Genomic DNA, 21,556 nt, shown 5'->3' on the forward strand with positions numbered 1-21,556 from the left:
CCCATCCGTCACGCCCAACGCCCGGCTGGGGCTTGTGTCCGACCCCTGAGTAAAGAGTCAGCCGGCGTGGCCGTTGGTATGACCCGCTACCCCGCGGCTCCCCGCCTTGCGAGTCGGCGCGTGGCGTGGTTTACCGGCGGCGGATATTGGAGGGGCGAGGCATGGACAAGTTCACCAAGCTGACCGGCGTCGCGGCGCCGATGCCGATGATCAATGTCGATACCGACATGATCATTCCGAAGCAGTTCCTGAAGACGATCCAGCGTTCCGGGCTCGGCAAGAACCTGTTCGACGAGATGCGCTACGACCGCGAGGGCAACGAGGTCGCGGATTTCGTCCTCAACAAGCCGGCGTATCGGCAGGCCCAGATCCTGGTCACGGGCGAGAATTTCGGCTGTGGCTCCAGCCGCGAACATGCGCCCTGGGCGCTGCTCGATTTCGGTATCCGCTGCGTGATCGCGCCGAGCTTCGCCGACATCTTCTACAATAACTGCTTCAAGAACGGCATCCTGCCGATCGTGCTGCCCCAGGAACAGGTCGATCTGCTGATGGACGACGCGGAGCGCGGCGCGAACGCCGTCGTCACCGTCGATCTCGAGACCCTGACCATCTCCGGGCCGGATGGCGGCCAGATTCCCTTCGATCTCGACCCGTTCCGGCGGCATTGCCTGCTGAACGGTCTCGACGATATCGGTCTGACCATGGAAAAGGTCGCCGATATCGACACGTTCGAGGCGGACTACGCCAACCGCGCGCCCTGGCTGCGCGCCGGCTGAGCCCCGCGCCCGAGGTTGGTGATCTGAAACCGGGCAGACGGCGGCGCATGCTCTTGCCGGGTGGCGGTCGGCCGGGATAAGCAGGTCGGTGCGCCGCGACGAGCGCCCGAACGGAGCTAGCCACATGCCGATTCCGCCGCCGGAAGTCATCGAAGTCACCAAGAGCAAGATCGCCTGCGACGGCGGCGGTGGAGCGGCCGGGCATCCGCGGGTCTGGGTCGAGATCGACCCCGCGAAGGGATATGTCGAATGCGGCTATTGCGACCGCAAGTTCGTGCTGAAGCCCGGCGCCACGCCGGACCATTGACGTGAGCGCCGAAGTGTCGGGCTTCGGCGCGGGTCATCATCTGCATCTGATCGACGGATCGGGCTTCATCTTCCGCGCGTACCACGCGCTGCCGCCGCTGACGCGCAAGTCGGACGGCCTGCCGGTGGGCGCGGTCGCCGGCTTCTGCAACATGGTCTACAAGATGGTCGAGGAGTCGAAAGGCCCCGACGCGCCGACCCATGTCGCCGTGGTCTTCGACAAGTCCGAGCGAACGTTCCGCAACACGCTCTATCCCGCCTACAAGGCCCAGCGACCGCCGGCGCCCGAGGATCTGGTGCCGCAGTTCGGGCTGATCCGGCAGGCGACGCGCGCCTTCAACCTGCCCTGCCTGGAGATGGAGGGCTTCGAGGCCGACGACATCATCGCCACCTATGCGACGCAGGCGGCGGCGCGCGGCGGGCGGGTCACCATCATCTCATCGGACAAGGACCTGATGCAGCTGGTCGGCGGCGGCGTCGAGATGCTGGACGTGATGAAGAACCGCCGCATCGGCCCCGACGAGGTGCGCGAGAAATTCGGCGTCGGGCCGGAGCTGGTGATCGACGCGCAGGCGCTGGCCGGGGATTCGGTCGACAACGTGCCGGGAGCGCCGGGGATCGGCATCAAGACGGCGGCGCAACTGCTCGAGACCTTCGGCGATCTCGACACGCTGCTCGCCCGCGCCGGGGAGGTGCCGCAGGCCAAGCGCCGGGCGACGCTGATCGAGTTCGCCGACCAGATCCGGATCTCGCGCGAACTGGTGACGCTGAAGCGCGACACGCCGGTCGAGGAGCCGCTGGAGGCGCTGGAGGTGCGCGACCCCGATCCGGGCATGCTGCTCGCGTTTCTCGGCGAGATGGAGTTTCGCACGCTGGCCGCGCGGATCGCGGGCAAGCTCGGCATGGCGCCGCCGGTGATGGCGGAGGCGGCGCCCGCCGGCCTGGGCAAGGCCGAGGCGGCCGAGCGCGGGGTGGCGCATCGCGAGGGTCCGGTGGTCGGGCCGGCCGCGGCGCCGATCGACCGCGCGCCCTACGAGATCCTGCGCGACGCAGGTGCGCTCGGCGGCTGGATCGACCGGATCAAGGCGCGGGGCGCGGTGGCGATCGACACGCGGGCGAGCGGCGTCGACGAGATGGTGGCCGACCTCGTCGGCATCGCCCTGTCGCTCGGCCCGGGGCGAGCGGCCTATCTGCCGCTTGGCCATCTCAGCGGCGCCGGCGATCTCTTCGACGCTGGCCAGCGCGCCGAGGGGCAGATTGCGCTGGACGACGCGCTGGACCTTCTGCGCCCGGTGCTGGAGGATCCGGCGATCCTGAAGATCGGACACAACATCAAGTTCGACGCGAAGCTGCTCCGGCGCCACGACGTCGCGCTGGCGCCGATCGACGATGTGATGCTGATCTCCTACGCCTTGCACGCGGGCACCCACGGCCACGGGCTCGACTATCTGTCGGAGACCTATCTCGGTCACGTGCCGGCGGCGCTGAAGACACTGACCGGCGGCGGCAAGAGCGCCCGGAGCTTCGCCCAGATCGGGATCGAGGACGCGGCCGGCCACGCCGCCGAGGAGGCCGAGATCATCTGGCGGCTCTGGACCGCGCTGAAGCCCCGGCTGCCGTTCGGCCGGGTGGCGCGGGTCTACGAGAGGCTGGAGCGGCCGCTGGTGCCGGTGCTGGCCGAGATGGAGATGCACGGGGTACTGGTCGATCGCCAGCATCTGTCGCGCCTCTCGGGCGTCTTCGGCCAGCGCATGGCGCAGCTGGAAGACGAGATCCATTCGCTCGCCGGAGGGCGGTTCAACATCGGCTCGCCAAAGCAGCTCGGCGAGGTCCTGTTCGACCAGATGGGCTTGCAGGGCGGCAAGAAGGGCAAGACCGGCGCCTATGGCACCGGCGCCGACGTGCTGGAGGAGCTGGCGGCGCAGGGGCAGGACCTGCCGGCGCGCGTGCTCGACTGGCGCCAGCTCTCCAAGCTGAAATCGACCTATACCGACAGCCTGCAGGACTACATCAATCCCAATAGCGGCCGGGTGCATACCTCCTATGTCATCTCCGGCGCGGCGACCGGGCGGCTCGCCTCGACCGAGCCCAATCTGCAGAACATCCCGATCCGCAGCGAGGAAGGCCGCCGCATTCGCGAGGCCTTCGTCGCCGGCCCGGGCAATGCGCTGCTCAGTCTCGACTACAGCCAGATCGAGCTCCGCATCCTCGCGCACATGGCCGATATCGGCGCCCTGAAGCAGGCGTTCCTCGACGGGCACGACATCCATGCGATGACCGCCTCCGAGATGTTCGGCGTGCCGATCGAGGGCATGGACCCGAGCGTCCGGCGCCAGGCGAAGGCGATCAATTTCGGCGTCATCTACGGCATCTCGGCCTTCGGCCTCGCCAACAACCTGCGCATCCCGCGCGAGGTGGCGAAGAAGTTCATCGACACCTATTTCGAGCGTTTTCCGGGGATCCGCGAATACATGGATGAGACCATCGCCTTCGCCAAGGCGAACGGCCATGTCGAGACCCTGTTCGGGCGTCGGGTGCATACGCCGGAGATCAACGCCCGCGGGCCGCACGCGGGTTTCGCCCAGCGCGCGGCGATCAACGCGCCGATCCAGGGCTCGGCGGCGGATATTCTGCGCCGCGCGATGATCCGGGTGCCGGCGGCCATCGAGGGCCTGCCGGCCAGGCTTCTGCTGACCGTGCATGACGAGCTTCTGTTCGAAGTCGAGGCCGGCGCGGTCGAAGAGACGGCGGCGGCGGTCAAGGCGGCGATGGAGGGCGCGGCGCTGCCGGCCGTCGCGCTCGACGTGCCGCTGGTGGTCGAGGCGGGCCATGGCGCCAACTGGGCGGCCGCGCATTAGAGCAGTATCCAACCAGACGGAATCGTCTGGTGTTCAAGATATTGTGTCAAATCAAGACTCTGGAGTGGACGCCGAGCCGGTTCTGCCGGATCGGCTTCCGCTCCGGGAGTTCGTTTGAAAGCTCGGACGGGTCGTCCCGGGCGGGCTCGCTAACCAACTGGTAACCTTGGCTGCCTAGACCGGAAACGGTTGGCGTTCGAGGAGAAACCCGCGCGATGATGCCCCGGATCGGCCCCTGGCTGTGGCTCGCGCTCGCGCTCGGCCATCTGCTCGCCGCCGCGCCGGTCTGGGCGATCGACGGCGCCGACACCGATCCCGAGGACTATTCGGCCGCGCTCTGCGAGCAGGCGATCGCAAACGGCGCCCGCCGGGGCGGGGTGCCGCCCGAAGTGCTGCACGCCGTCGCCCTGACCGAGACCGGGCGCAACACGGGTGGCAAGATGCGGCCCTGGCCCTGGGCGATCAACCGCGAGGGCAAGGGCTACTGGTTCAGGAACCAGGAGGAGGCGCTGGCTTTCGGCAAGCAGAGCCTGGCCGAGGGACGGCCGTCCTTCGACGTCGGTTGCGTGCAGATCAACTACCGCTGGCACGGCCACGCCTTCCCGTCGATCGAGCAGATGTTCGATCCGGAATATACCGCCACCTACGCGGCGCAGTTCCTGCGCAACCTCTACGAGGAGCGCGGCAGCTGGTCCGAGGCGGCGGGGGCCTATCACTCGCTGACCCCCGACAAGGCCGGCATCTATCGCCAGCGCTTCGACCGGATCCTCGCCGGGCTTGATCCGGACGCCCTGCCCGACGCCGGCATGCTCGTCGCGCGCGCCGGACCGGGCCAGCGTCACAGCACGCGGCAGGAGCGGCGCGAGGCGCAACGCAAGGCGATGGCCGAACGGATCGCGCGCGCCGGGCCACCGCTGGCGCCGCTCGCCGGCTCGATCGCGCCGATGCCGGCCCAGCCGCTCGATGGCGCGATGCTGACGCAAGGCAAAGCCCTGCTCACCCAGGGCTCGCCGTTGCTGATCGAAGGGCGCCCGCTGCTGACCGCGCCCGGCGGAGGGCTGTTTTGAACGCGCTCGCAAGTTCCTCGTCGCCGCGGTTCTCGGCGCGGATGCTCTACCAGCCGACCGTGCTGCTCGCCATGGCGTTGATGGCGGTCATTGCCATGATGATCCTGCCGATGCCGACCTGGATCGTCGACATGGGGCTGGCCGCGTCCTTCGGGATTGCCATCCTCATCTTCACCATCACGCTCTTCATCCAGCGGCCGCTCGACTTCTCGTCCTTCCCGACGATCCTGCTCGCCTCGCTGATGCTGCGCCTGTCGCTCAACGTTTCCTCGACCAAGCTCATCATCGGCCAGGGGCATACCGGGCCGGGGGCGGCGGGGCATGTGATCGAGGGCTTCGCCAACTTCATCATGGGCGGGTCGGTGTTCCTCGGGCTGGTGATCTTCGCGGTGTTGCTCATCGTGAATTTCATTGTCATCACCAAGGGCGCGGGCCGCATGGCCGAGGTTTCGGCCCGCTTCGCCCTCGATGCGATGCCCGGCAAGCAACTCGCCATCGACAGTGACATGGCGGCCGGCGCGATCACTCATGAGCAGGCGCGCGAGCGGCGGCGGATCGAGCAGGAGGAGACGACCTTCTTCGGCTCGCTCGACGGCGCGTCGAAATTCGTCAAGGGCGACGCGGTCGCGGGCCTGCTGATCACGCTGCTCAATCTCGTCGTCGGCCTCGCGATGGGCGTTCTGGTGCACGGGATGCCGGTCTACGACGCGTTCGAGACCTATTCGATCCTGACCGTCGGCGACGGGCTCGTCACCCAGATCCCGGCGGTCATCATCTCGATCGCCTCCGCCATGCTGTTGTCGAAGGGCGGGCTGGTCGGTTCGACCGACCGGGCGCTGATGTCGCAGCTCGGCGGCTATCCGGTGGCGCTCGCCACCGTCGCGGTGCTGATGGCGCTGTTCGCCTTCGTGCCGGGCCTGCCCTTCATTCCGTTCATGATCGGCGCCGGCTGTCTCGCCACGGCGGCCTGGGTGGCGCAGGGCACGTTGCGCAAGGAGGCCGAGGCCAAGGCCGCGCCCAAGCCGGAAGCGGAGGCGCCGCCGAAGAAGTCGCTCGGCGATCTGCTCGACGTCGACGAGATCCACATGGAATTCGCGCCGAACCTCGTTCCGGTGGTGATGGACGCGGCGACCGGCCTCGATGCGCGCATCCTCAACATGCGCAACCATATCGCCCAGGCCTTCGGTCTCATCATGCCGGAGATCCGGCTGACCGACAATCCGGGCCTGCCGCCCGGCACCTATGCGATCCGCATCCAGGGGATCGAGGCGGCGCGCAGCCGGATCGAGACCGACCAGGTGCTGGTGCTGCTGCCCGACGAGAGCGCCGACGCGCCCGAGGGCCGGACGGTGGCCGAGCCGGTCTATGGCGCCCCCGCCCGCTGGATCGCGGCGAGCCTTCAGGAGGAGGCGGCGCTGATGGGTCTCTCGGTCGTCACCCCGACCGAGGTGGTGGCGACGCATCTCCTGGAGATCGTGAAGCAGAATTTCGGACGGCTCTTCACCCGGCGCAGCCTGCGCAAGCTGCTCGACGAATTCACCACGCTCAGCGACACCAAACGCGCGGAAGCCAACCGGCGGATGATCGACGAGTTCGTGCCGGACAAATTCCCGATCGACACGCTGCAGGCCGTGCTGCGGCTGCTGCTCGAGGAGCGGGTTTCCGTGCGCAACCTGCCCCTGATCTTCGAGGGGATCGCCGAGGTCTACAGCCCCCAGGCCGGGGCGGCGGTGATCAGCGAGCATGTCCGTCACCGGCTCGGATTCCAACTCGTCGCCGAGATACGGGAGGCGGATGGCGCCCTGCCGCTGATCCAGCTCACCCCCGCCTGGGAGGAGCTGTTCCAGAAATACCAGTTGCCCGAGGGCTCGGGGATCGTCGATGTCGCCCTGCCGCCGGCGGAGTTCAACCGGCTGGCCAATTCCATCGCCGACAAGATCGCCGCCGCCGGGGCGCAGGGCCGCTATCCCGCCGTCGTCACCTCGACCAAGCGACGGCGGTTCCTGCATACCGTGCTCGCCGCCAAGGGTATCCGCAACCCGGTGCTGAGCTTCGAGGAGATCGGCGCCACGGCGCGGCCGGCGGTGCTGGGGCTGGCATGATCGAGGGGCTGGCGGCCCTGCTCGACCTGACCGAGGCGGGGCTCGCCGGCTTCATCCTCGTCTTCGTCCGGGTCGGCGCGGTCATGACGCTGCTGCCCGCTTTCGGCGAACAACTGATCCCCGCGCGGGTGCGGCTGGCACTCACCTTCGCCTTCGCCATGGTGGTCTGGCCGATGCTGGCCGGCACGCTGCCGCCGCTCGATCCGGGCCGGCCCTTCATGCTGACGCTGGTGATCGAGACGGGGATCGGCCTGATGCTCGGCATCGGGGTCCGGATGATGGTCTGGGCGCTGCAGTTCACCGGGACGGTCATCGCCCAGTCGACCGCGCTGGCGCAGATCCTCGGCGCCGGCGTCGCCCCGGATCCGATGCCCGCGATCGGCAATATCCTGATGCTGGCCGGGATCACGCTCGCCGTGGTCACGGGCCTGCATGTCAAGGCCGCGCTGCTGATGGCGCGCTCGTACGAATTGCTGCCGATGGGCCTCGGCCTCGCCGGCGCCGACGTGGCGGCCTGGGGCACCGCGCGGGTGGCGCGGGCCTTCGCGCTCGGCTTCAGTCTCGCCGCGCCCTTCGTGATCGCGGCCTTCGCCTACAACCTCGCACTCGGCGCCATCAACCGGGCAATGCCGCAGCTGATGGTCGCCTTCATCGGCGCGCCGGCGATCACGGCCGGCGGCCTCCTGCTCCTGATGCTGGCCGCGCCGGTGATCCTGCGCTTCTGGAACGCCGAGCTCGACGCGACGCTGGCCAACCCGCTCGGGGTGCCTCGATGAGCGAGGAGGGCGGCGGCGAAAAGGTCCTCGACCCAACCCCGCATCGGCTGGCCGAGGCGCGGAAGAAGGGCGACATCCCGCGATCCGCCGATGTGACGGCGGCGGCGACCTATCTCGCGCTGCTCGCCGTCATTGCGACGGTGGGCGCGGTCGCCGTCCAGCGCTCGGCCTCGGCGCTGATGACCCTGCTCGCGCAGCCCGACCGGCTCGCCGGCCGGATGCTCGGTCCCGGTGGCCCCGGCCTCTCCGCCGCTCTGATGGCCGACGTGCTGACGCCGCTGGCGCCGTTGTTCCTCCTGCCCATGGTGGGGGCGCTGGTCAGCCTTTTCGCCCAGCAGGCGGTGGTCTTCGCCGGTGACAAGATCGAGCCGAAGATGTCGCGCATTTCGATCCTGTCGAACTTCAAGAACAAGTTCGGGCCGACCGGTCTCGTCGAGTTCGCCAAGGCGACGATCAAGCTGACCGCGATCGCCACGGCGCTGTTCTTCTATCTGGTGCGCGGGGTCGATGGCATGATCGGCGCCGCGACGGCGGAGGCCGGGGCGGTGCCGGCGCTGATGATGGAGACGCTCGTCACGCTGCTTGCCATCACCGCCGGGATCGCGGTGCTGATCGGCGGCGTCGATCTCGTCTGGCAGCGCTTCGACCACGCCCGCAAATTGCGCATGTCGTTCCAGGACATGCGCGAGGAGCACAAGCAGTCCGAGGGCGACCCGCATGTCAAGGCGCAGCGGCGGCAGCGCGGTCAGGAGATCGCGATGAACCGCATGCTGCTCGACGTGCCGAAGGCGGACGTGGTGATCGTGAACCCGACGCACTTCGCCGTGGCGCTGAAATGGAGCCGGGCCAAGGGTTCGGCGCCGGTCTGCGTCGCCAAGGGCGAGGACGATGTGGCGCTCCGGATCCGCGAGATCGCCGAGACTGCGAAGATTCCGATCCACAGCGACCCGCCGACCGCGCGCGCGCTCCACGCGGCGGTGGAGATCGGGCGCGAGATCCGGCCCGAGCACTATCGCGCGGTGGCCGCCGCCGTCCGCTTCGCCGATCGGATGCGCGCATCCGCGAGGGCGCGGGGAATCTCGTGACGCCGGCCCGGCTCCGCGAGCTCCTGCGCCTCGCCGAGGCACGGAAGTCGGGGAACCTCGCCCGGCTCGACGCGCTGCTGGCCGAGGTCCGCGCTTGCGAGGCCGAGATCGAGGACGCGGCGCGGACGGTGGTTCAGGATCTGGCGGCGGCGGCCGAGATGCCGATGGCCCAGCTCGCGCTCCGCCAGATCTGGGCCGACCAGCGCGTGGCTCAGGCTCGGCGGCGGATGGCGGCGCTTGAGCCTCGGGTCGCCGAGGCGCGGGCGACGGCGCTTCAGAGCCTTGGCAAGCACGCCGCGCTGGAAAAGCTCATCGACCACGCGGATCGGGACGCCGCCCAAGTCCGCGCGGCGCGGGCCGAGCGCGACGCGCCGCCGCCGCCGCCAACCGCGCGCCGCACCGGATAGACGCCGGACGCCTCAGGCCAGCGTCGTCGCGATCCGCTCCAGCGTCGCCTTCTCGGCCGCGCTGACCTTCTCGCCGCCGAAGCCGAGAAAGCCGCCCTCGCTTCCCGCCTCGGCCACCTTGGCCGCGATCTCGTTCAGCCAGGCCTTGAACCCCGACGCCGCCTCGGGCGCCTTGGCCGCGACGAGAGCCGAGACCGCGCCGAGCTCGGTCACCGCGGAATCGACGATCGCCGCCGGCGCCTTGCCCCGGGCCTCGGCCTTCAGCGCGCTCCGTGCGAGGTCGCGACCCTCGCTGGTCTGGTAGGCGGCGACGATCTCGTCCACCAGCGCATTGCCACCCGCGGCCTTGCCGATGGCACCGGCGACCGCGACGCTCTCCTTGACCGCGCCCCACAGGCCGCCGGGATCGGCCGCCGTCACCGCGATGCTGGCGAGCATCGGTGCGCCGACCACCCGCGCCCATTCCTCCGGCGTGAAAGCTTCCTTCAGGCTCATCCCCAGTCCTCCCGTTTTTATCCGAGCGGCGAGAATTGCCCTGAAGGCCGTCCGTTGCAAGTGCCGAGGAATTCGCCTTGCAAGCGGTTTTGGCGCCGGGATAGCTTTGGCGCGCATCTTCGCTCAGCCGTTCGTGGTCGCTCTCGGGGTCGGAGGGTGGGTGAAAGCGTGGTTCGAGGCAATGCGGGGTCTGAGATGCGGGGCAAACTGACGCTCGAGGAACTGGCCGAGGCGGTGGCGGCGGGAACGATCGACACCGTGCTGGTCGCGCTGATCGACATGCAGGGCCGGCTGATGGGCAAGCGCTTCCAGGCCGAGTTCTTCCTCGAAAGCGGCTGGCGCGAGACTCACGGCTGCAACTATCTCCTCGCCACCGACTTCGAAATGGAGACGGTGCCGGGCTACGCCGCCACGAGCTGGCAGGCCGGCTACGGCGACTATACCATGCGCCCCGACCTCTCGACGCTGCGCGTCGTGCCGTGGCTGCCCGGCACCGCTCTGGTCCTCTGCGACGTCGAGGACCATCGCACGCACGCCGAGGTGCCGCATTCGCCGCGCACGCTGCTCAAGGGCCAGATCGCACGGCTGGAGGCGATGGGCCTGCGGGCCATGATGGCCTCGGAGCTCGAATTCTTCCTGTTCGAACAGAGCTACGCCGAGCTGCAGGCGGCCGGCTATCGCGGCCTGACAACGCTCGGGGCCTACAACGAGGATTATCACATCTTCCAGACCTCGAAGGAGGAGGATGTGATGCGGGCGATCCGCACCGGCCTCAACGCCGCGGGCATTCCGGTCGAGAATTCCAAGGGCGAGGCGAGCGCGGGCCAGGAGGAGATCAACGTCCGCTACGCCGCGGCGCTGGAGGCGGCGGACGGCCATGTCATCGTCAAGAACGGCTGCAAGGAGATCGCCTTCGCCAAGGGTCGGGCGCTGACCTTCCTCGCCAAGTGGAACGACCGCGCGGCCGGATCCTCGGCCCATGTCCACCAGTCGCTCTGGACCCTCGCCGGCGAGCCCGCCTTCCTCGACGCGGACAGCGGCGGCATGTCGCCCCTGATGCGCGGCTTCCTCGCCGGGCAGCTCGCCCATGCCGAGGCGATCACCTATTTCCTCGCGCCGAACATCAACAGCTACAAGCGCTTCGCCGCCGGCACCTTCGCGCCGACCAAGGCGGTCTGGTCGGACGACAATCGCACGGCCGGCTGGCGCGTGGTTGGCGAGGGGTCGAAGGCGATCCGGGTCGAGTGCCGGGTCGGCGGCTCGGACCTCAATCCCCATCTCACCTACGCCGCGTTGCTCGCCGCCGGGATCGACGGCATCGAGCGCGGGCTGGAGCTGGAGCCCGAGTTCCGCGGCGACGCCTACGTGGCCGATGCTCGCGAGATCCCGAAGACCCTGCGCGCCGCGCTGGAGGCGCTCGACGGTGGCGCGATGCTGCGCGGCGCCTTCGGCGACGCGGTCGTCGAGCACTATTTGCACGCCGGCCGCTGGGAGCAGGCGGAATACGACCGGCGCGTCACCGACTGGGAAATCGCCCGCGGCTTCGAGCGGGCGTGAGGAGCGAAGAATGAGCGAGATCACCTGCGTCACGCCGATCGACGGCAGCGTCTGGGCCAGCCGTCCGGCCGAGCCGATCGCCGCCGTGCGCGACAAGCTCAAGGCGGCGCGCGCGGCCCAGAAGCTCTGGGCCGCGCGGCCGCTGGACGAGCGCGTCGCGCTGGTGCGTGAGGGCATCGAGCGGCTCGCCCGCGTCAATGTCGACGTGGTGACCGAACTTGCCTGGCAGATGGGCCGCCCGGTCCGGTTCGGCGGCGAGCTGAAGCCCCTGCGCGACCGCGCCGCCTATATGGAGGAGATCGCGGCCAGAACCCTCGCGCCGGTGGTGGTCGAGGACGATGGCGCCTTCCGCCGGTACCTCGCGCGGGAGCCGCTGGGCCTTGTCTTCGTGATCGCGCCGTGGAACTATCCCTATCTCACCGCGATCAATACCATCGTCCCCGGTCTGATCGCCGGCAACGCCGTGGTGCTGAAACACGCCAGTCAGACGCTTCTCGTCGGTGAGCGTCTGGCTCAGGCCTTCGCGCATCTGCCCGAGGGCGTGTTTTCCAACCTCGTGCTCGACCATGCCACGACCGCGGCGCTGATCGCCGAGCGGGCGTTCGATTTCGTGAATTTCACCGGCTCGGTACGCGGCGGGCAGGAGATCGAGCGCGCGGCGGCCGGCACCTTTACCGGCGTCGGGCTCGAGCTCGGCGGCAAGGATCCGGCCTATGTCCGGGCCGACGCCGATCTCGGCGTGGCGGTCGAAACGCTGGTCGACGGCGCCTTCTACAATTCCGGCCAGTGCTGCTGCGGCATCGAGCGGATCTATGTCCACGAGAGCCTTTACGACCGCTTCGTCGAGCAGGCGGTCGCCGCCGTCTCGCAATACCGCCTCGGCAATCCGCTCGAAGCCGAGACCACGCTGGGGCCGATGGCCTCGAAGCGCTTCGCCGACACCGTGCGGGGCCAGGTGGCCGAAGCGGTCGCGGCGGGGGCGAAACCGCTGATCGACCCCGGCCTCTTTCCCGCCGATACCGGCGCCGACGCCTATCTCGCGCCGCAGCTGCTGGTCGATGTCGATCATTCGATGCGGGTGATGATGGAGGAGAGCTTCGGCCCGGTGGTCGGCGTGATGAAGGTCCGCGACGATGCCGAGGCGATCGCCCTGATGAACGACTGCCACTACGGGCTGACCGCGAGCGTCTGGACCGAGGATTTCGACAAGGCGGCCGAGATCGGCGCGCGGATCGAGACCGGGACTGTCTTCATGAACCGCTGCGACTATCTCGACCCGGCGCTCTGCTGGACCGGGGTGAAGGACACGGGTCGCGGTGCGAGCATGTCCTATCTCGGCTATCTCAGCCTGACCCGGCCGAAATCCTATCATCTCAGGAAGCTCTGACATCATGGCCGCGACCGCCAACTGGAACTATCCGACCGCCATCCGCTTCGGCGCGGGACGGATCGCCGAACTCGGCCGGGCCTGCGTCACCGCCGGCATCAGCCGCCCGCTGCTGGTCACCGACCCCGGCATCGTGTCGTTGCCGATCACCGCGCGCGCGCTCGCGGCGATCCGGGGCGAGGGGCTGGAGGTGGCGGTCTTCTCGGAGGTGAAGACGAACCCGACCGAGGACAATGTCGCGGCCGGCCTCGCCGCGCTGCGGGCCGGCGGCCATGACGGCGTCGTCGCCTTCGGCGGCGGCTCGGCGCTCGATTGCGGCAAGGTGGTGGCCTTCATGCGCGGCCAGGCCCGGCCGATGTGGGATTTCGAGGATGTCGGCGACTGGTGGACCCGCGCCGACCCGGCCGGCATCGCGCCGATCGTCGCGGTACCGACCACCGCCGGCACCGGTTCCGAGGTCGGCCGCGCCGGGGTGATCACCAATGTCGCGAGCCACACCAAGAAGGTGATCTTCCACCCGCGGATGATGCCGACGGAGGTCATCTGCGATCCCGAGCTCACCATCGACCTGCCGCCGCATCTCACCGCCGGCACCGGCATGGACGCGCTCGCCCACTGCCTCGAAGCCTATTGCGCGCCGGCCTATCACCCGATGGCCGAGGGCATCGCCGTCGAGGGCATCCGCCTCGTCAAGGAGTACCTGCCCCGCGCCTACCGCGACGGCGCCGACCTCGAGGCGCGGGCGCAAATGCTCAGCGCGGCGGCGATGGGCGCCACCGCCTTCCAGAAGGGCCTCGGGGCGATCCATGCTCTGTCGCACCCGGTCGGGGCGATCTACAATACGCACCACGGGCTGACCAACGCGGTCTTCATGCCCTATGTGCTCGATTTCAATCGCGAAGCGATCTATGACAAGATCGAGCGGCTGGCCGCCTGGCTCGGCATCGCGGATGGCTTCTCGGGCTTCCTCGACTTCCTGCTGCGGCTGCGGCGCGACCTCGGCATCCCGCATACCCTCGACCGGATCGGGCTCGACGGCGCCCGCTTCGCCGAGATGGCGGAGATGGCGGTGGTCGATCCGACCGCCGGCGGCAATCCCCGGACGCTGACGGCGGGCGATGCGATGGATCTCTACCAGCGCGCGCTCGACGGTCGGGTCGGCTGAGCGGATGGAGTTCGATTTCACCACCTTGCCGGCGCCCGACCGCTATCGGCTCCTCACCAATTTCGTCGTCCCGCGCCCGATCGCCCTCGTCTCGACCCGCTCGCCGGGTGGCGCGAACAACGCGGCGCCGATGAGCTTCTTCAATGTCTTCTCGCAGGAGCCGCCGCTGCTCATTCTCGGCATCCAGGGCCGGGGCGGCGAGGAAAAGGACACGCTGGCCAATATCCGGCGCGAGGGCGCCTTCGTCGTCAATATGGTCGACATGAGCCTCGCCGAGGCGATGATCGTCTGCGGGGTGAATTTCGAAGCCGGGATCGACGAGATCGCCTTCGCCGGCCTCACGGCGGTGCCGGGCGTCAAGGTTCCGGCACCCCGGATCGCCGAATCGCCCTGCTCGATGGAATGCCGGGTCGAGCGCATCCTCGACTGGCCGAACCGGGGACTCGTGCTCGGCGAGGTGGTGGAGATGCATGTGCGCGACGACTGCCTCGACGCCGCCGGCCGCTATGTCCGCCCCGAGGCCTACCAGCCGATCGCCCGCCTCCATGCCGACAACTATCTGACCAGCGACCGCCAGTTCACCCTGTCGAAGCCCGCCCATCTCCTCCCCTACGAGGAGCGCCCGTCCAAATCCAAAGCCTGACGGGTTCCGCCCAGTGCGCCGGAAGCCCTGCGAGGCCATGTCCGCGCGGGATCATCTCCCGGGTTTTCACACTGGCAGATTCCTGTCGGACAGGACGCGCGGAGCCGCCAACGGCCGGGGAGAACAAGGGTTCGCGACCAACAGCGTGAAGCCCGCGGGAGCCTCCGGTCCCGGCCGGGAGGCCGGGACTCTGGCGCAAGCTACCCCTTCTTCAGCACCCGTCGGCCGAGGAGCTCGGCGATCTGCACCGCGTTCAGCGCCGCGCCCTTGCGAAGGTTGTCGCTCACCACCCAGAGATTGAGGCCGTTGTCGATGGTCGGGTCCTGACGGATCCGGCTGACATAGGTCGCATATTCGCCAACGGATTCGATCGGCGTCACGTAGCCGCCGGGCTCGCGCTTGTCGATCACCAGCACGCCCGGCGCCTCGCGCAGGATCTCGCGCGCCTCGGCCTCGTCCAGATCCTGCTCGAACTCGACATTGACCGCCTCGGAATGCCCGACGAAGACCGGCACGCGTACGCAGGTCGCCGTCACCTTGATCGCGGGATCGACGATCTTCTTCGTCTCCGCGGCCATCTTCCATTCTTCCTTGGTCGAGCCGTCGTCGAGGAAGACGTCGATATGCGGGATCACGTTGAAGGCGATCTGCTTGGGGAAGACGCTCGGTGCCACCTCCTGCCCCGGGACATAGAGGCCCTTGGTCTGGTTCCAGAGCTCGTCCATCGCTTCCTTGCCGGCGCCCGAGACCGACTGATAGGTGGAGACCACCACCCGGCGGATCGTCGCCCGGTCGTGCAGCGGCTTCAGCGCCACCACCATCTGCGCGGTCGAGCAGTTCGGATTGGCGATGATGTTCTTCTTCGCATACCCCATGATCGCATCCGGATTCACCTCGGGCACGATCAGCGGCACGTCGGGGTCGTAGCGGTAGAGCGAGGAATTGTCGATCACCACGCAACCGGACTTCGCCGCGACCGGGGCGTATTTCTTCGTCGCCTCCGAGCCGATGGCGAAGAGCGCGATGTCCCAGCCAGCGAAGTCGAACGTGTCGAGATCCTCGGTCTTCAGGGTCTTGTCGCCGAAGGAACAGGTGGTACCGAGGCTCCTGCGCGAGGCGAGCGCCACGATTTCGTCGACGGGAAATTCCCGCTCGGCGAGGATGTTCAGCATTTCGCGGCCCACGTTGCCCGTGGCGCCAACGACGGCGATGCGGTAGCCCATCTCATTCTCCAAGGATCGTCCGAGCGCGCTTCTGCCGCTTTTGCCCCGAGAAGTAAATCACATGCCGCGCGGCAGGTGGCGCAGGGTCAGCCAGCCGACCAGGGCCATAAGCGCGGCGAGTGCGAGAAACGCGCCCGGATAGCCGAAGGCCATGAACAGGAAGAAATAGGCGATTTGCGGCAGGAGCTCGGCGAGGTCGATATAGGTGCGATAGACCGTCGTCATTTCCGCCCGCTCGTGTGCCCGCGCCGCGCGCAGGAACGGCACCGGCCCGAGGCCGTCGATCAGCGCGACGAAGAAGGCCGCGGCCACCATGGTCGCCCCGGCCAGCGCCGGAAGGGACGGGCTGAGGCCCGCCACCGCCGCGACCAGCGCCGCCGCCGCGAGGAAGGCGGTGCCGAGCACGAAGCGGAGCGAGAAGCGCTCGGCCAGCCGCCGGCTGAAGAGATTGTTGAGGAGCATCAGGTTCCCCGCCGCGACGGCGAGGCCGCCGGCCTCCGGTCCGAGCCTGCCCTCGACCATCAGGATCGGGATATAGATGAAGAAGGTCGACCAGAAGGCCGAACGTGCGAAGGCGATGCCCCAGGCGAGGCGGAGCCGCGGTTGCGCCGTGAAGCGCCGGATCGCGGCCACCGGGTGGGCCGGCCCCGGCGCCGCCCCGCCGGCGCGGATCGGCCCGCCCTCCGCCAGCCGCAGCGCCCAGAAGATCGCGCAGAGCGCCGCGGCCGCCAGAGCGCTGAGCAGACACGGCGCCCAGAGTCCAACGACGCTCATCAGCCAGACGCCGAGGAATGGCGCGACGCCCCAGGCGAGCGTCGCCATGGCGAGCCGCAAGGGCTCGGACCGGGTAAGGTCACGCTTGCCGATATTGTCCATGATATAGAGCGCGAGGGTGATGTTCAGCATGGCCGCCCCCACCGTCCGCGCGATCATGCCGACGAGGAGCGCCGGCGCCGCGTCCATGGCGAGCAGCGCGGCGAAGGCCGCGAGCAGGGCGCAGCCGAGCGTATAGGTCCAGCGCCGGCCGAGCAGCCGCACGGCGACCGGAATCGCGAAGCTGAGGCCGAGCGCGGCGAGCGCCACCGCCGTGAAGGCGAGGCTGACCGTCCCCTTGTCGCCGAGAAGCGCGAAGGCGGTCAGGGGCAGCACGGTGACCAGCGTGGCGCGCGCGATCGATTCGAAGAAGAACAGCAGGCCGAAGGACCAAGCCCCCGGCTGGGAGACCGAGATCAGGATCGGGTGCCGGACATGCGTCGCCATGGGCTAGCGGCCGCGCCGCGCCATGCCGCGTGCCGAAGGGGGCCGCGTCACGATCCGAACCAGCAGGCCCGGGGCACCCGGAGCGCCCGGATCTCGCGCTTGGAATAGCCGTCCGTCGGCGTCCAGCGCGCGACCTCGCGCGGCGTGATGCCCGGCGCGCAGGCCGGCCCATCGAGGCTCCGCGTCACCAGCAGCACGTCGCCCCCACCCGGCGTCAGGGGATGCTTCTGCGCATAGTGATGCGGCGGAAAGCCCTTGGTCGGCTCGGCCCGGAGCACGAGGCCAGAGTCGCGCAAGGTATAGAAGAAGTCCGCGAGGATCGCGCGGTCGCCCGAGACCAGCGTATCGAGCCCCTCCCGCCGCGCGATCTCGGCGGCCCGCCGGCTCACGTCCGCCCGTCCGACATAGCGCGCGAGCAGCAGGTCGCCCGAGCCGAACCGCAGGCTGTCGGCGAAGAGCGTGGTCAGCGGCAGCGCGATGGTCACCGCGAGATTGACCGCGAAGCTCGCGATCAGCCAGCCGCGCCGGTCGCGCAGCACGAGGATGCCGAGCACCACCGCCGCCACGTGCGCGGTCGCCGCCCAGTTCGCGTTCACCTCCGCCCGCAGCGCCTGGGCCGACAGCGCGAGAAAGATCGGCGCGGACATCAGCGCGAGATAGCCGGCGACGCCGCCGCCCCGCGCGCGCGGCAGCCCCGCGAGATAGGCCGCGAACAGGATTGGCCCGGAGACCGCGAACTGTCCGCCCCAGAATTCCGGCATCCCGCCGAGGCTGAGGCGCGCTTCCGCGCCGAGGCTCGCGTTCTCCGCCGTGTGGCGCAGGGTGGTGAAACCATTGTCGAGGTTCCACCAGAGGTTTGGCGCCAGCACCGCCAGTGCGACCAGCGCCGCGACACCCGCGTCCCGCCAGGATATGCGCGCCCGCGGCATGAGCAGCGCGGCGAGGATGGCGGCGAGTGGGAAATAGATCATCGCATATTTCGCCAGCATGCCCGTGCCCACCGCCGCGCCGAGCGTCAGCGCCCAGCCGGGCGAGCGCCGCGCGGCGAGTTGGATCTGCGCGAGCATGGCGAGGGCGAAACAGAACAGCATCGGCGTGTCGGTCGAGACCAGAAGGCTGCCGAGTGCCACCCCCGGCACCGTGGCGAAGCCGACGCCGGCGAGCGCGCCTGTCCGCGCGTCGGCGAGCCGGCGGCCGATCAGCGCGACGAGGACGGCGGTCCCGGCATGGATCAGCGGCAGCGGCAGGCGGATCCAGAACAGCCCGTCGCCGCCGATCGCGGTGCTCAGCCGCAGGATCCAGCCGATCAGCGGCGGCTTGGAATAATAGCCCCAGGCGAGTTCCTGGCCCCAGAACCAGTATTGCGCCTCGTCCACATAGAGATCGGCGCGGTCGAACGGCAGCAGCGCCACGCGCCACAGGGTGACGAGCGCGATACCGGCGAGCCCGAGGCGAAAGACGCGGGCCTGTGCCTCAGGCCCGGGGCTTGGCCGCACGTATCAGCCAGAGGTTGCGGGCATAGATGAAAAGCCCGGACGCCTGTCCGAGGATGAACACCGGGTCACGACGATGGATCGCATAGGCGAGCAGGATCACGCCACCGCCGATCGAGAAATACCAGAAGGCGACCGGGATGATCGACTTGCGGGCCTTCTCGGACTTGATCCACTGGATGATGAAGCGCATCGAGAACGACAACTGGCCGAGCAGACCGACGACCACCCACCAGAATTCGCCCCAGTGATTGACGTGGAAGAATTCGAACAGCGGGGTCAAGACACCTCCTCCAGGACCTCGGTGCCACGCGCCTTCTTGCGACGCCTGATCAGCCAGGCGACGCCGATCAGGTCATAGATCCCGACCAGCGCCCGGCCGAGATTGGCATAGTTCGACCGGCCGGCGTGCCGCTCCGCATGCGCCACGTCGACATGGGTCACCTGCCATCCGTCGCGGGCGAAGAGCGCTGGCAGGTAGCGGTGCATATGGTCGAAATAGGGCAGGGCGAGGAAGGCGTCGCGCCGGAACAGCTTCAGCCCGCAGCCGGTGTCCCGCGTCCCGTCGCGCAGCAGGCTCTGGCGGATCGCATTCGCGGCCCGCGACGCCCAGCGCTTGGAAAGCGTGTCGCGACGCCCGACGCGCTGGCCCGCCACCAGGGCGACGCCTTCGGGAAACGCGCGGCCGCCAAAGCTGTTGGCCTCGAGCTTGCCGAGCAGCTTCGGGATTTCGGAGGGCGGGTTCTGCCCGTCGCCGTCGAGCGTGCAGATCACGTCCCCCCGCGCCACGAGCACGCCGCTGTGGATCGCCGCCGATTGCCCCGCGCTCAGCGGGTGGCGCACCAGCCGCAGAAATGGAAAACGCGCGCGCAGGGCGAGGATCGCCGCCGCCGTCGCGTCGGTCGAGGCATCATCGACATAGATCGCCTCGAACGGCCCGACCCCGGCGCAGGCCACCGCGATCGCCTCGGTGACGAAGGCGACGTTCTCGGCCTCGTTCTTCATCGGCACGACGATGGAGAGCCAAGGCGCGGCGACTTGCCCGGCCTCCGGATTTTCGGGCGGGATGCTTTGGGGTTTCGATTGTTCGGGAGTCGGGCTCTCGCCCGTCGTGGAACTTTCCGGCCGCGGCGACATAGCGCTTGCCCTTTCCCCGCGGCCGATCCGCCGCCTTTCGGACCGCGCCGGGTCGGACTCCGATACTTGGTCGGAGTGAGAGGATTCGAACCTCCGACCCCCTGCTCCCGAAGCAGGTGCGCTACCAGGCTGCGCTACACTCCGACACGGGGCGGACAGTTACGCGACTCCGCGCCCCCCCGCAAGACCCCGTGGTCGGCATTCCCGGCTCACAGCCGCCAGTCCACCGCGCCGCGCCCGCGCGCCTCCAGCCAGGTGTTCGCCTGCGAGAAATGCCGGCAGCCGAGAAAGCCGCGATAGGCCGAGAGCGGCGAGGGATGCGGCGCGGTCAGCACCAGATGCCGGTCCCGGTCTACAAGTCGGGCCTTCGCCGCCGCCGGCGCGCCCCAGAGCAGGAACACCGCCGGCGGCCCGTCGTTCACCGCGCGGATCACCGCGTCGGTGACGCTTTCCCAGCCTTGGCCGCGATGCGAGCCGGCCTTGCCGTCCTCGACGCTCAACACAGTGTTGAGCAGCAGCGCGCCGCGCCGCGCCCAGGCCTCGAGGCAGCCATGCGGGGGCGGCGATATTCCGAGATCCGCCTCCAGTTCCTTGTAGATATTGCGCAGCGACGGCGGCGGCGGAACGCCCTCGCGGACGCTGAAGCTGAGGCCGTGCGCCTGACCCGGCCCGTGGTACGGATCCTGCCCCAGGATCACCACCTTGACCGCCTCGGGTGGCGTCAGTTCCAGCGCCCGGAACAGCGCCGCCTCCTCGGGATGGACCAGTCGCCCCCGTGCCCGCTCCCCGGCCTGAAATGCCAGCGCGGGCCCGAGCTCCGCCCCGTCCAGCGCCGCGCGCCATCTCTCCGGCGGCGCGCTCACCGCCGCCGAAAACGCAGCAGCGCGCCGATCCGCGGGATGGTGCCCATGAGATAGCGCGTCTGGGTGCGCAGCACCGGGCGGTTCTTCGACACCGTTTCCTCGCGCAGCACGACATAGATGCCGCTCGCGATGATGATCACCGAGCCGATCGCGGTGCTCCAGTCCGGCGTCTCGTCGAAGAAGATCACGCCATAGATCACCGCCCAGAGCATCTGGGAATATTGCATCGGCGCCACCACGATCGCGCTGGCGTTCCGGTAGGCCGCGATATGGAACAGCGCCGCGACGAAGGCGAAGACCGCGATCAGCCCGAAGCCGCCGAGATGCAGCGCCGGCATCGGTCGATAGACGAAGGGCATGGCACAGGCCATGATCAGGAAATTCGCCATCATCGGATAGAGCAGCAGCACCGCGCTCCGCTCCTCGGCGCCGACCTTGCGGATGATCACCGCCGCGAAGGCCGAGCAGATCGCCGCCGCCAGCGCCGCGAGATGCCCGGCCCCGAGATCCGTCGCGCCCGGCCGCAGCACGACCAGCACCCCGACCAGCCCGATCGCGACCGCGACCGACCGCCGCCAGCCAACGGTCTCGCCCAGCATCGGGATCGCGAGCAGCGTGATCAGCAGTGGTGATGCGAAAATGATCGCATAGGTCTGCGCCAGTGGCAGCACCGAGAAGGCATAGAACGCCGCCGCCGTGGTAACGACGCTCGCCGCCGTCCGCAGCAGCACCCACCAGGGATGCCGCGGACGCAGGTTGCCGTCGATCCGGTCGGTCATCAGCATCACCGTCACCACCGGAAATCCGAACAGCGTGCTGAAGAAGACGAGCTGGAATGGCGAGTAGTCGGCGCCGAGGAATTTCACCACGACGTCGTGGGTCGAATAGATGGCAAAGGCGGTCAGGGCGAGCAGCGCGCCCCGCGCATTCGCCGGACTGGTCCCCCGTGCCACGGC

At 69.0% G+C, this 21,556-nt stretch carries 20 protein-coding genes and 1 tRNA gene; 12 read left to right on the forward strand and 9 right to left on the reverse strand.

Translation table 11 applies throughout. The annotated features are described in order from the left end of the window. The first annotated feature begins 161 nt into the window (after positions 1-161). The 8 genes from leuD (at position 162) to Q0480_RS07765 (ending at position 9,377) form a co-directional block, all read left to right on the forward strand. Positions 162-776 (forward strand): 3-isopropylmalate dehydratase small subunit, encoded by a 615-nt coding sequence (leuD, locus tag Q0480_RS07730; protein ID WP_299131838.1) that lies wholly within the window; start codon positions 162-164, stop codon positions 774-776. A gap of 124 nt (positions 777-900) precedes the next feature. After that, complete coding sequence (locus Q0480_RS07735) at positions 901-1,083, forward strand: zinc-finger domain-containing protein (RefSeq protein WP_299131839.1); 183 nt, start codon at positions 901-903, stop codon at positions 1,081-1,083. 1 nt (position 1,084) lies between these two features. Next, the gene (gene polA / locus Q0480_RS07740; RefSeq protein ID WP_299131841.1) at positions 1,085-3,940 is read left to right on the forward strand and encodes a DNA polymerase I; all 2,856 of its coding nucleotides are present in this window, start codon (positions 1,085-1,087) and stop codon (positions 3,938-3,940) included. A gap of 215 nt (positions 3,941-4,155) precedes the next feature. Beyond that, positions 4,156-5,007: a lytic transglycosylase domain-containing protein gene (locus Q0480_RS07745; RefSeq protein WP_299131843.1), complete on the forward strand. Its 852-nt coding sequence runs from the start codon at positions 4,156-4,158 to the stop codon at positions 5,005-5,007. 41 nt (positions 5,008-5,048) lie between these two features. Further along, the gene (gene flhA / locus Q0480_RS07750; RefSeq protein WP_299131877.1) at positions 5,049-7,109 is read left to right on the forward strand and encodes a flagellar biosynthesis protein FlhA; all 2,061 of its coding nucleotides are present in this window, start codon (positions 5,049-5,051) and stop codon (positions 7,107-7,109) included. Then, positions 7,106-7,885 (forward strand): flagellar biosynthetic protein FliR, encoded by a 780-nt coding sequence (locus Q0480_RS07755; RefSeq protein WP_299131845.1) that lies wholly within the window; start codon positions 7,106-7,108, stop codon positions 7,883-7,885. Before flhA ends, Q0480_RS07755 begins: the two co-directional genes overlap by 4 nt. Continuing rightward, on the forward strand, positions 7,882-8,970 hold the full coding sequence (locus Q0480_RS07760) for a flagellar biosynthesis protein FlhB (protein WP_299131847.1): 1,089 nt from the start codon (positions 7,882-7,884) through the stop codon (positions 8,968-8,970). Before Q0480_RS07755 ends, Q0480_RS07760 begins: the two co-directional genes overlap by 4 nt. Beyond that, positions 8,967-9,377 (forward strand): hypothetical protein, encoded by a 411-nt coding sequence (locus tag Q0480_RS07765; RefSeq protein ID WP_299131848.1) that lies wholly within the window; start codon positions 8,967-8,969, stop codon positions 9,375-9,377. Before Q0480_RS07760 ends, Q0480_RS07765 begins: the two co-directional genes overlap by 4 nt. A 12-nt stretch (positions 9,378-9,389) precedes the next feature. Here Q0480_RS07765 and Q0480_RS07770 read toward each other — a convergent pair whose 3' ends face one another. Further along, positions 9,390-9,872 carry a hypothetical protein gene (locus Q0480_RS07770; protein ID WP_299131849.1) on the reverse strand — a complete coding sequence of 161 codons (483 nt, stop codon included), beginning with the start codon at positions 9,870-9,872 and terminating at the stop codon, positions 9,390-9,392. Between the two features lie 195 nt (positions 9,873-10,067). Here Q0480_RS07770 and Q0480_RS07775 point away from each other — a divergent pair, with 195 nt between their 5' ends. The 4 genes from Q0480_RS07775 to Q0480_RS07790 are packed head-to-tail and all read left to right on the forward strand — an operon-like array spanning position 10,068 to position 14,624. Beyond that, positions 10,068-11,429, forward strand: a complete 1,362-nt coding sequence (locus Q0480_RS07775; RefSeq protein WP_299131850.1) for a glutamine synthetase family protein — start codon at positions 10,068-10,070, stop codon at positions 11,427-11,429. Positions 11,430-11,439: 10 nt separating this feature from the next. Further along, the gene (locus Q0480_RS07780; RefSeq protein ID WP_299131851.1) at positions 11,440-12,816 is read left to right on the forward strand and encodes an aldehyde dehydrogenase family protein; all 1,377 of its coding nucleotides are present in this window, start codon (positions 11,440-11,442) and stop codon (positions 12,814-12,816) included. 4 nt (positions 12,817-12,820) lie between these two features. After that, positions 12,821-13,981: an iron-containing alcohol dehydrogenase gene (locus tag Q0480_RS07785; protein WP_299131852.1), complete on the forward strand. Its 1,161-nt coding sequence runs from the start codon at positions 12,821-12,823 to the stop codon at positions 13,979-13,981. A gap of 4 nt (positions 13,982-13,985) precedes the next feature. Then, positions 13,986-14,624 (forward strand): flavin reductase family protein, encoded by a 639-nt coding sequence (locus Q0480_RS07790; RefSeq protein WP_299131853.1) that lies wholly within the window; start codon positions 13,986-13,988, stop codon positions 14,622-14,624. 200 nt (positions 14,625-14,824) lie between these two features. Here the strand turns inward: Q0480_RS07790 and Q0480_RS07795 are convergent, their stop codons facing one another. The 8 genes from Q0480_RS07795 to Q0480_RS07830 all read right to left on the reverse strand — a co-directional run bounded on the left by Q0480_RS07795 (position 14,825) and on the right by Q0480_RS07830 (position 21,553). Continuing rightward, positions 14,825-15,847 (reverse strand): aspartate-semialdehyde dehydrogenase, encoded by a 1,023-nt coding sequence (locus Q0480_RS07795; RefSeq protein ID WP_299131854.1) that lies wholly within the window; start codon positions 15,845-15,847, stop codon positions 14,825-14,827. Positions 15,848-15,904: 57 nt separating this feature from the next. Further along, positions 15,905-17,107 (reverse strand): MFS transporter, encoded by a 1,203-nt coding sequence (locus Q0480_RS07800; protein ID WP_299131855.1) that lies wholly within the window; start codon positions 17,105-17,107, stop codon positions 15,905-15,907. Positions 17,108-17,154: 47 nt separating this feature from the next. Then, a complete protein-coding gene (locus Q0480_RS07805) occupies positions 17,155-18,603 on the reverse strand; it encodes a glycosyltransferase family 39 protein (protein ID WP_299131856.1) in 1,449 nt (482 codons plus the stop codon). Then, positions 18,581-18,883, reverse strand: coding sequence for a lipid-A-disaccharide synthase N-terminal domain-containing protein (locus Q0480_RS07810; protein ID WP_299131857.1), 303 nt, complete (start codon positions 18,881-18,883; stop codon positions 18,581-18,583). Before Q0480_RS07810 ends, Q0480_RS07805 begins: the two co-directional genes overlap by 23 nt. Next, positions 18,880-19,737 (reverse strand): glycosyltransferase family 2 protein, encoded by an 858-nt coding sequence (locus tag Q0480_RS07815; protein WP_299131858.1) that lies wholly within the window; start codon positions 19,735-19,737, stop codon positions 18,880-18,882. Before Q0480_RS07815 ends, Q0480_RS07810 begins: the two co-directional genes overlap by 4 nt. A gap of 67 nt (positions 19,738-19,804) precedes the next feature. Beyond that, a tRNA-Pro gene (locus Q0480_RS07820) sits at positions 19,805-19,881 on the reverse strand. A 65-nt stretch (positions 19,882-19,946) separates the two neighbouring features. After that, positions 19,947-20,600 carry a uracil-DNA glycosylase gene (gene ung, locus Q0480_RS07825; protein WP_299131859.1) on the reverse strand — a complete coding sequence of 218 codons (654 nt, stop codon included), beginning with the start codon at positions 20,598-20,600 and terminating at the stop codon, positions 19,947-19,949. Further along, positions 20,597-21,553: a DMT family transporter gene (locus tag Q0480_RS07830; protein WP_299131860.1), complete on the reverse strand. Its 957-nt coding sequence runs from the start codon at positions 21,551-21,553 to the stop codon at positions 20,597-20,599. The genes ung and Q0480_RS07830 overlap by 4 nt, the downstream gene beginning before the upstream one ends. Between the last annotated feature and the right edge of the window lie 3 nt (positions 21,554-21,556).

Source organism: uncultured Amaricoccus sp., assembly GCF_937891315.1.
In the GTDB taxonomy this organism is placed as follows: domain Bacteria; phylum Pseudomonadota; class Alphaproteobacteria; order Rhodobacterales; family Rhodobacteraceae; genus Amaricoccus.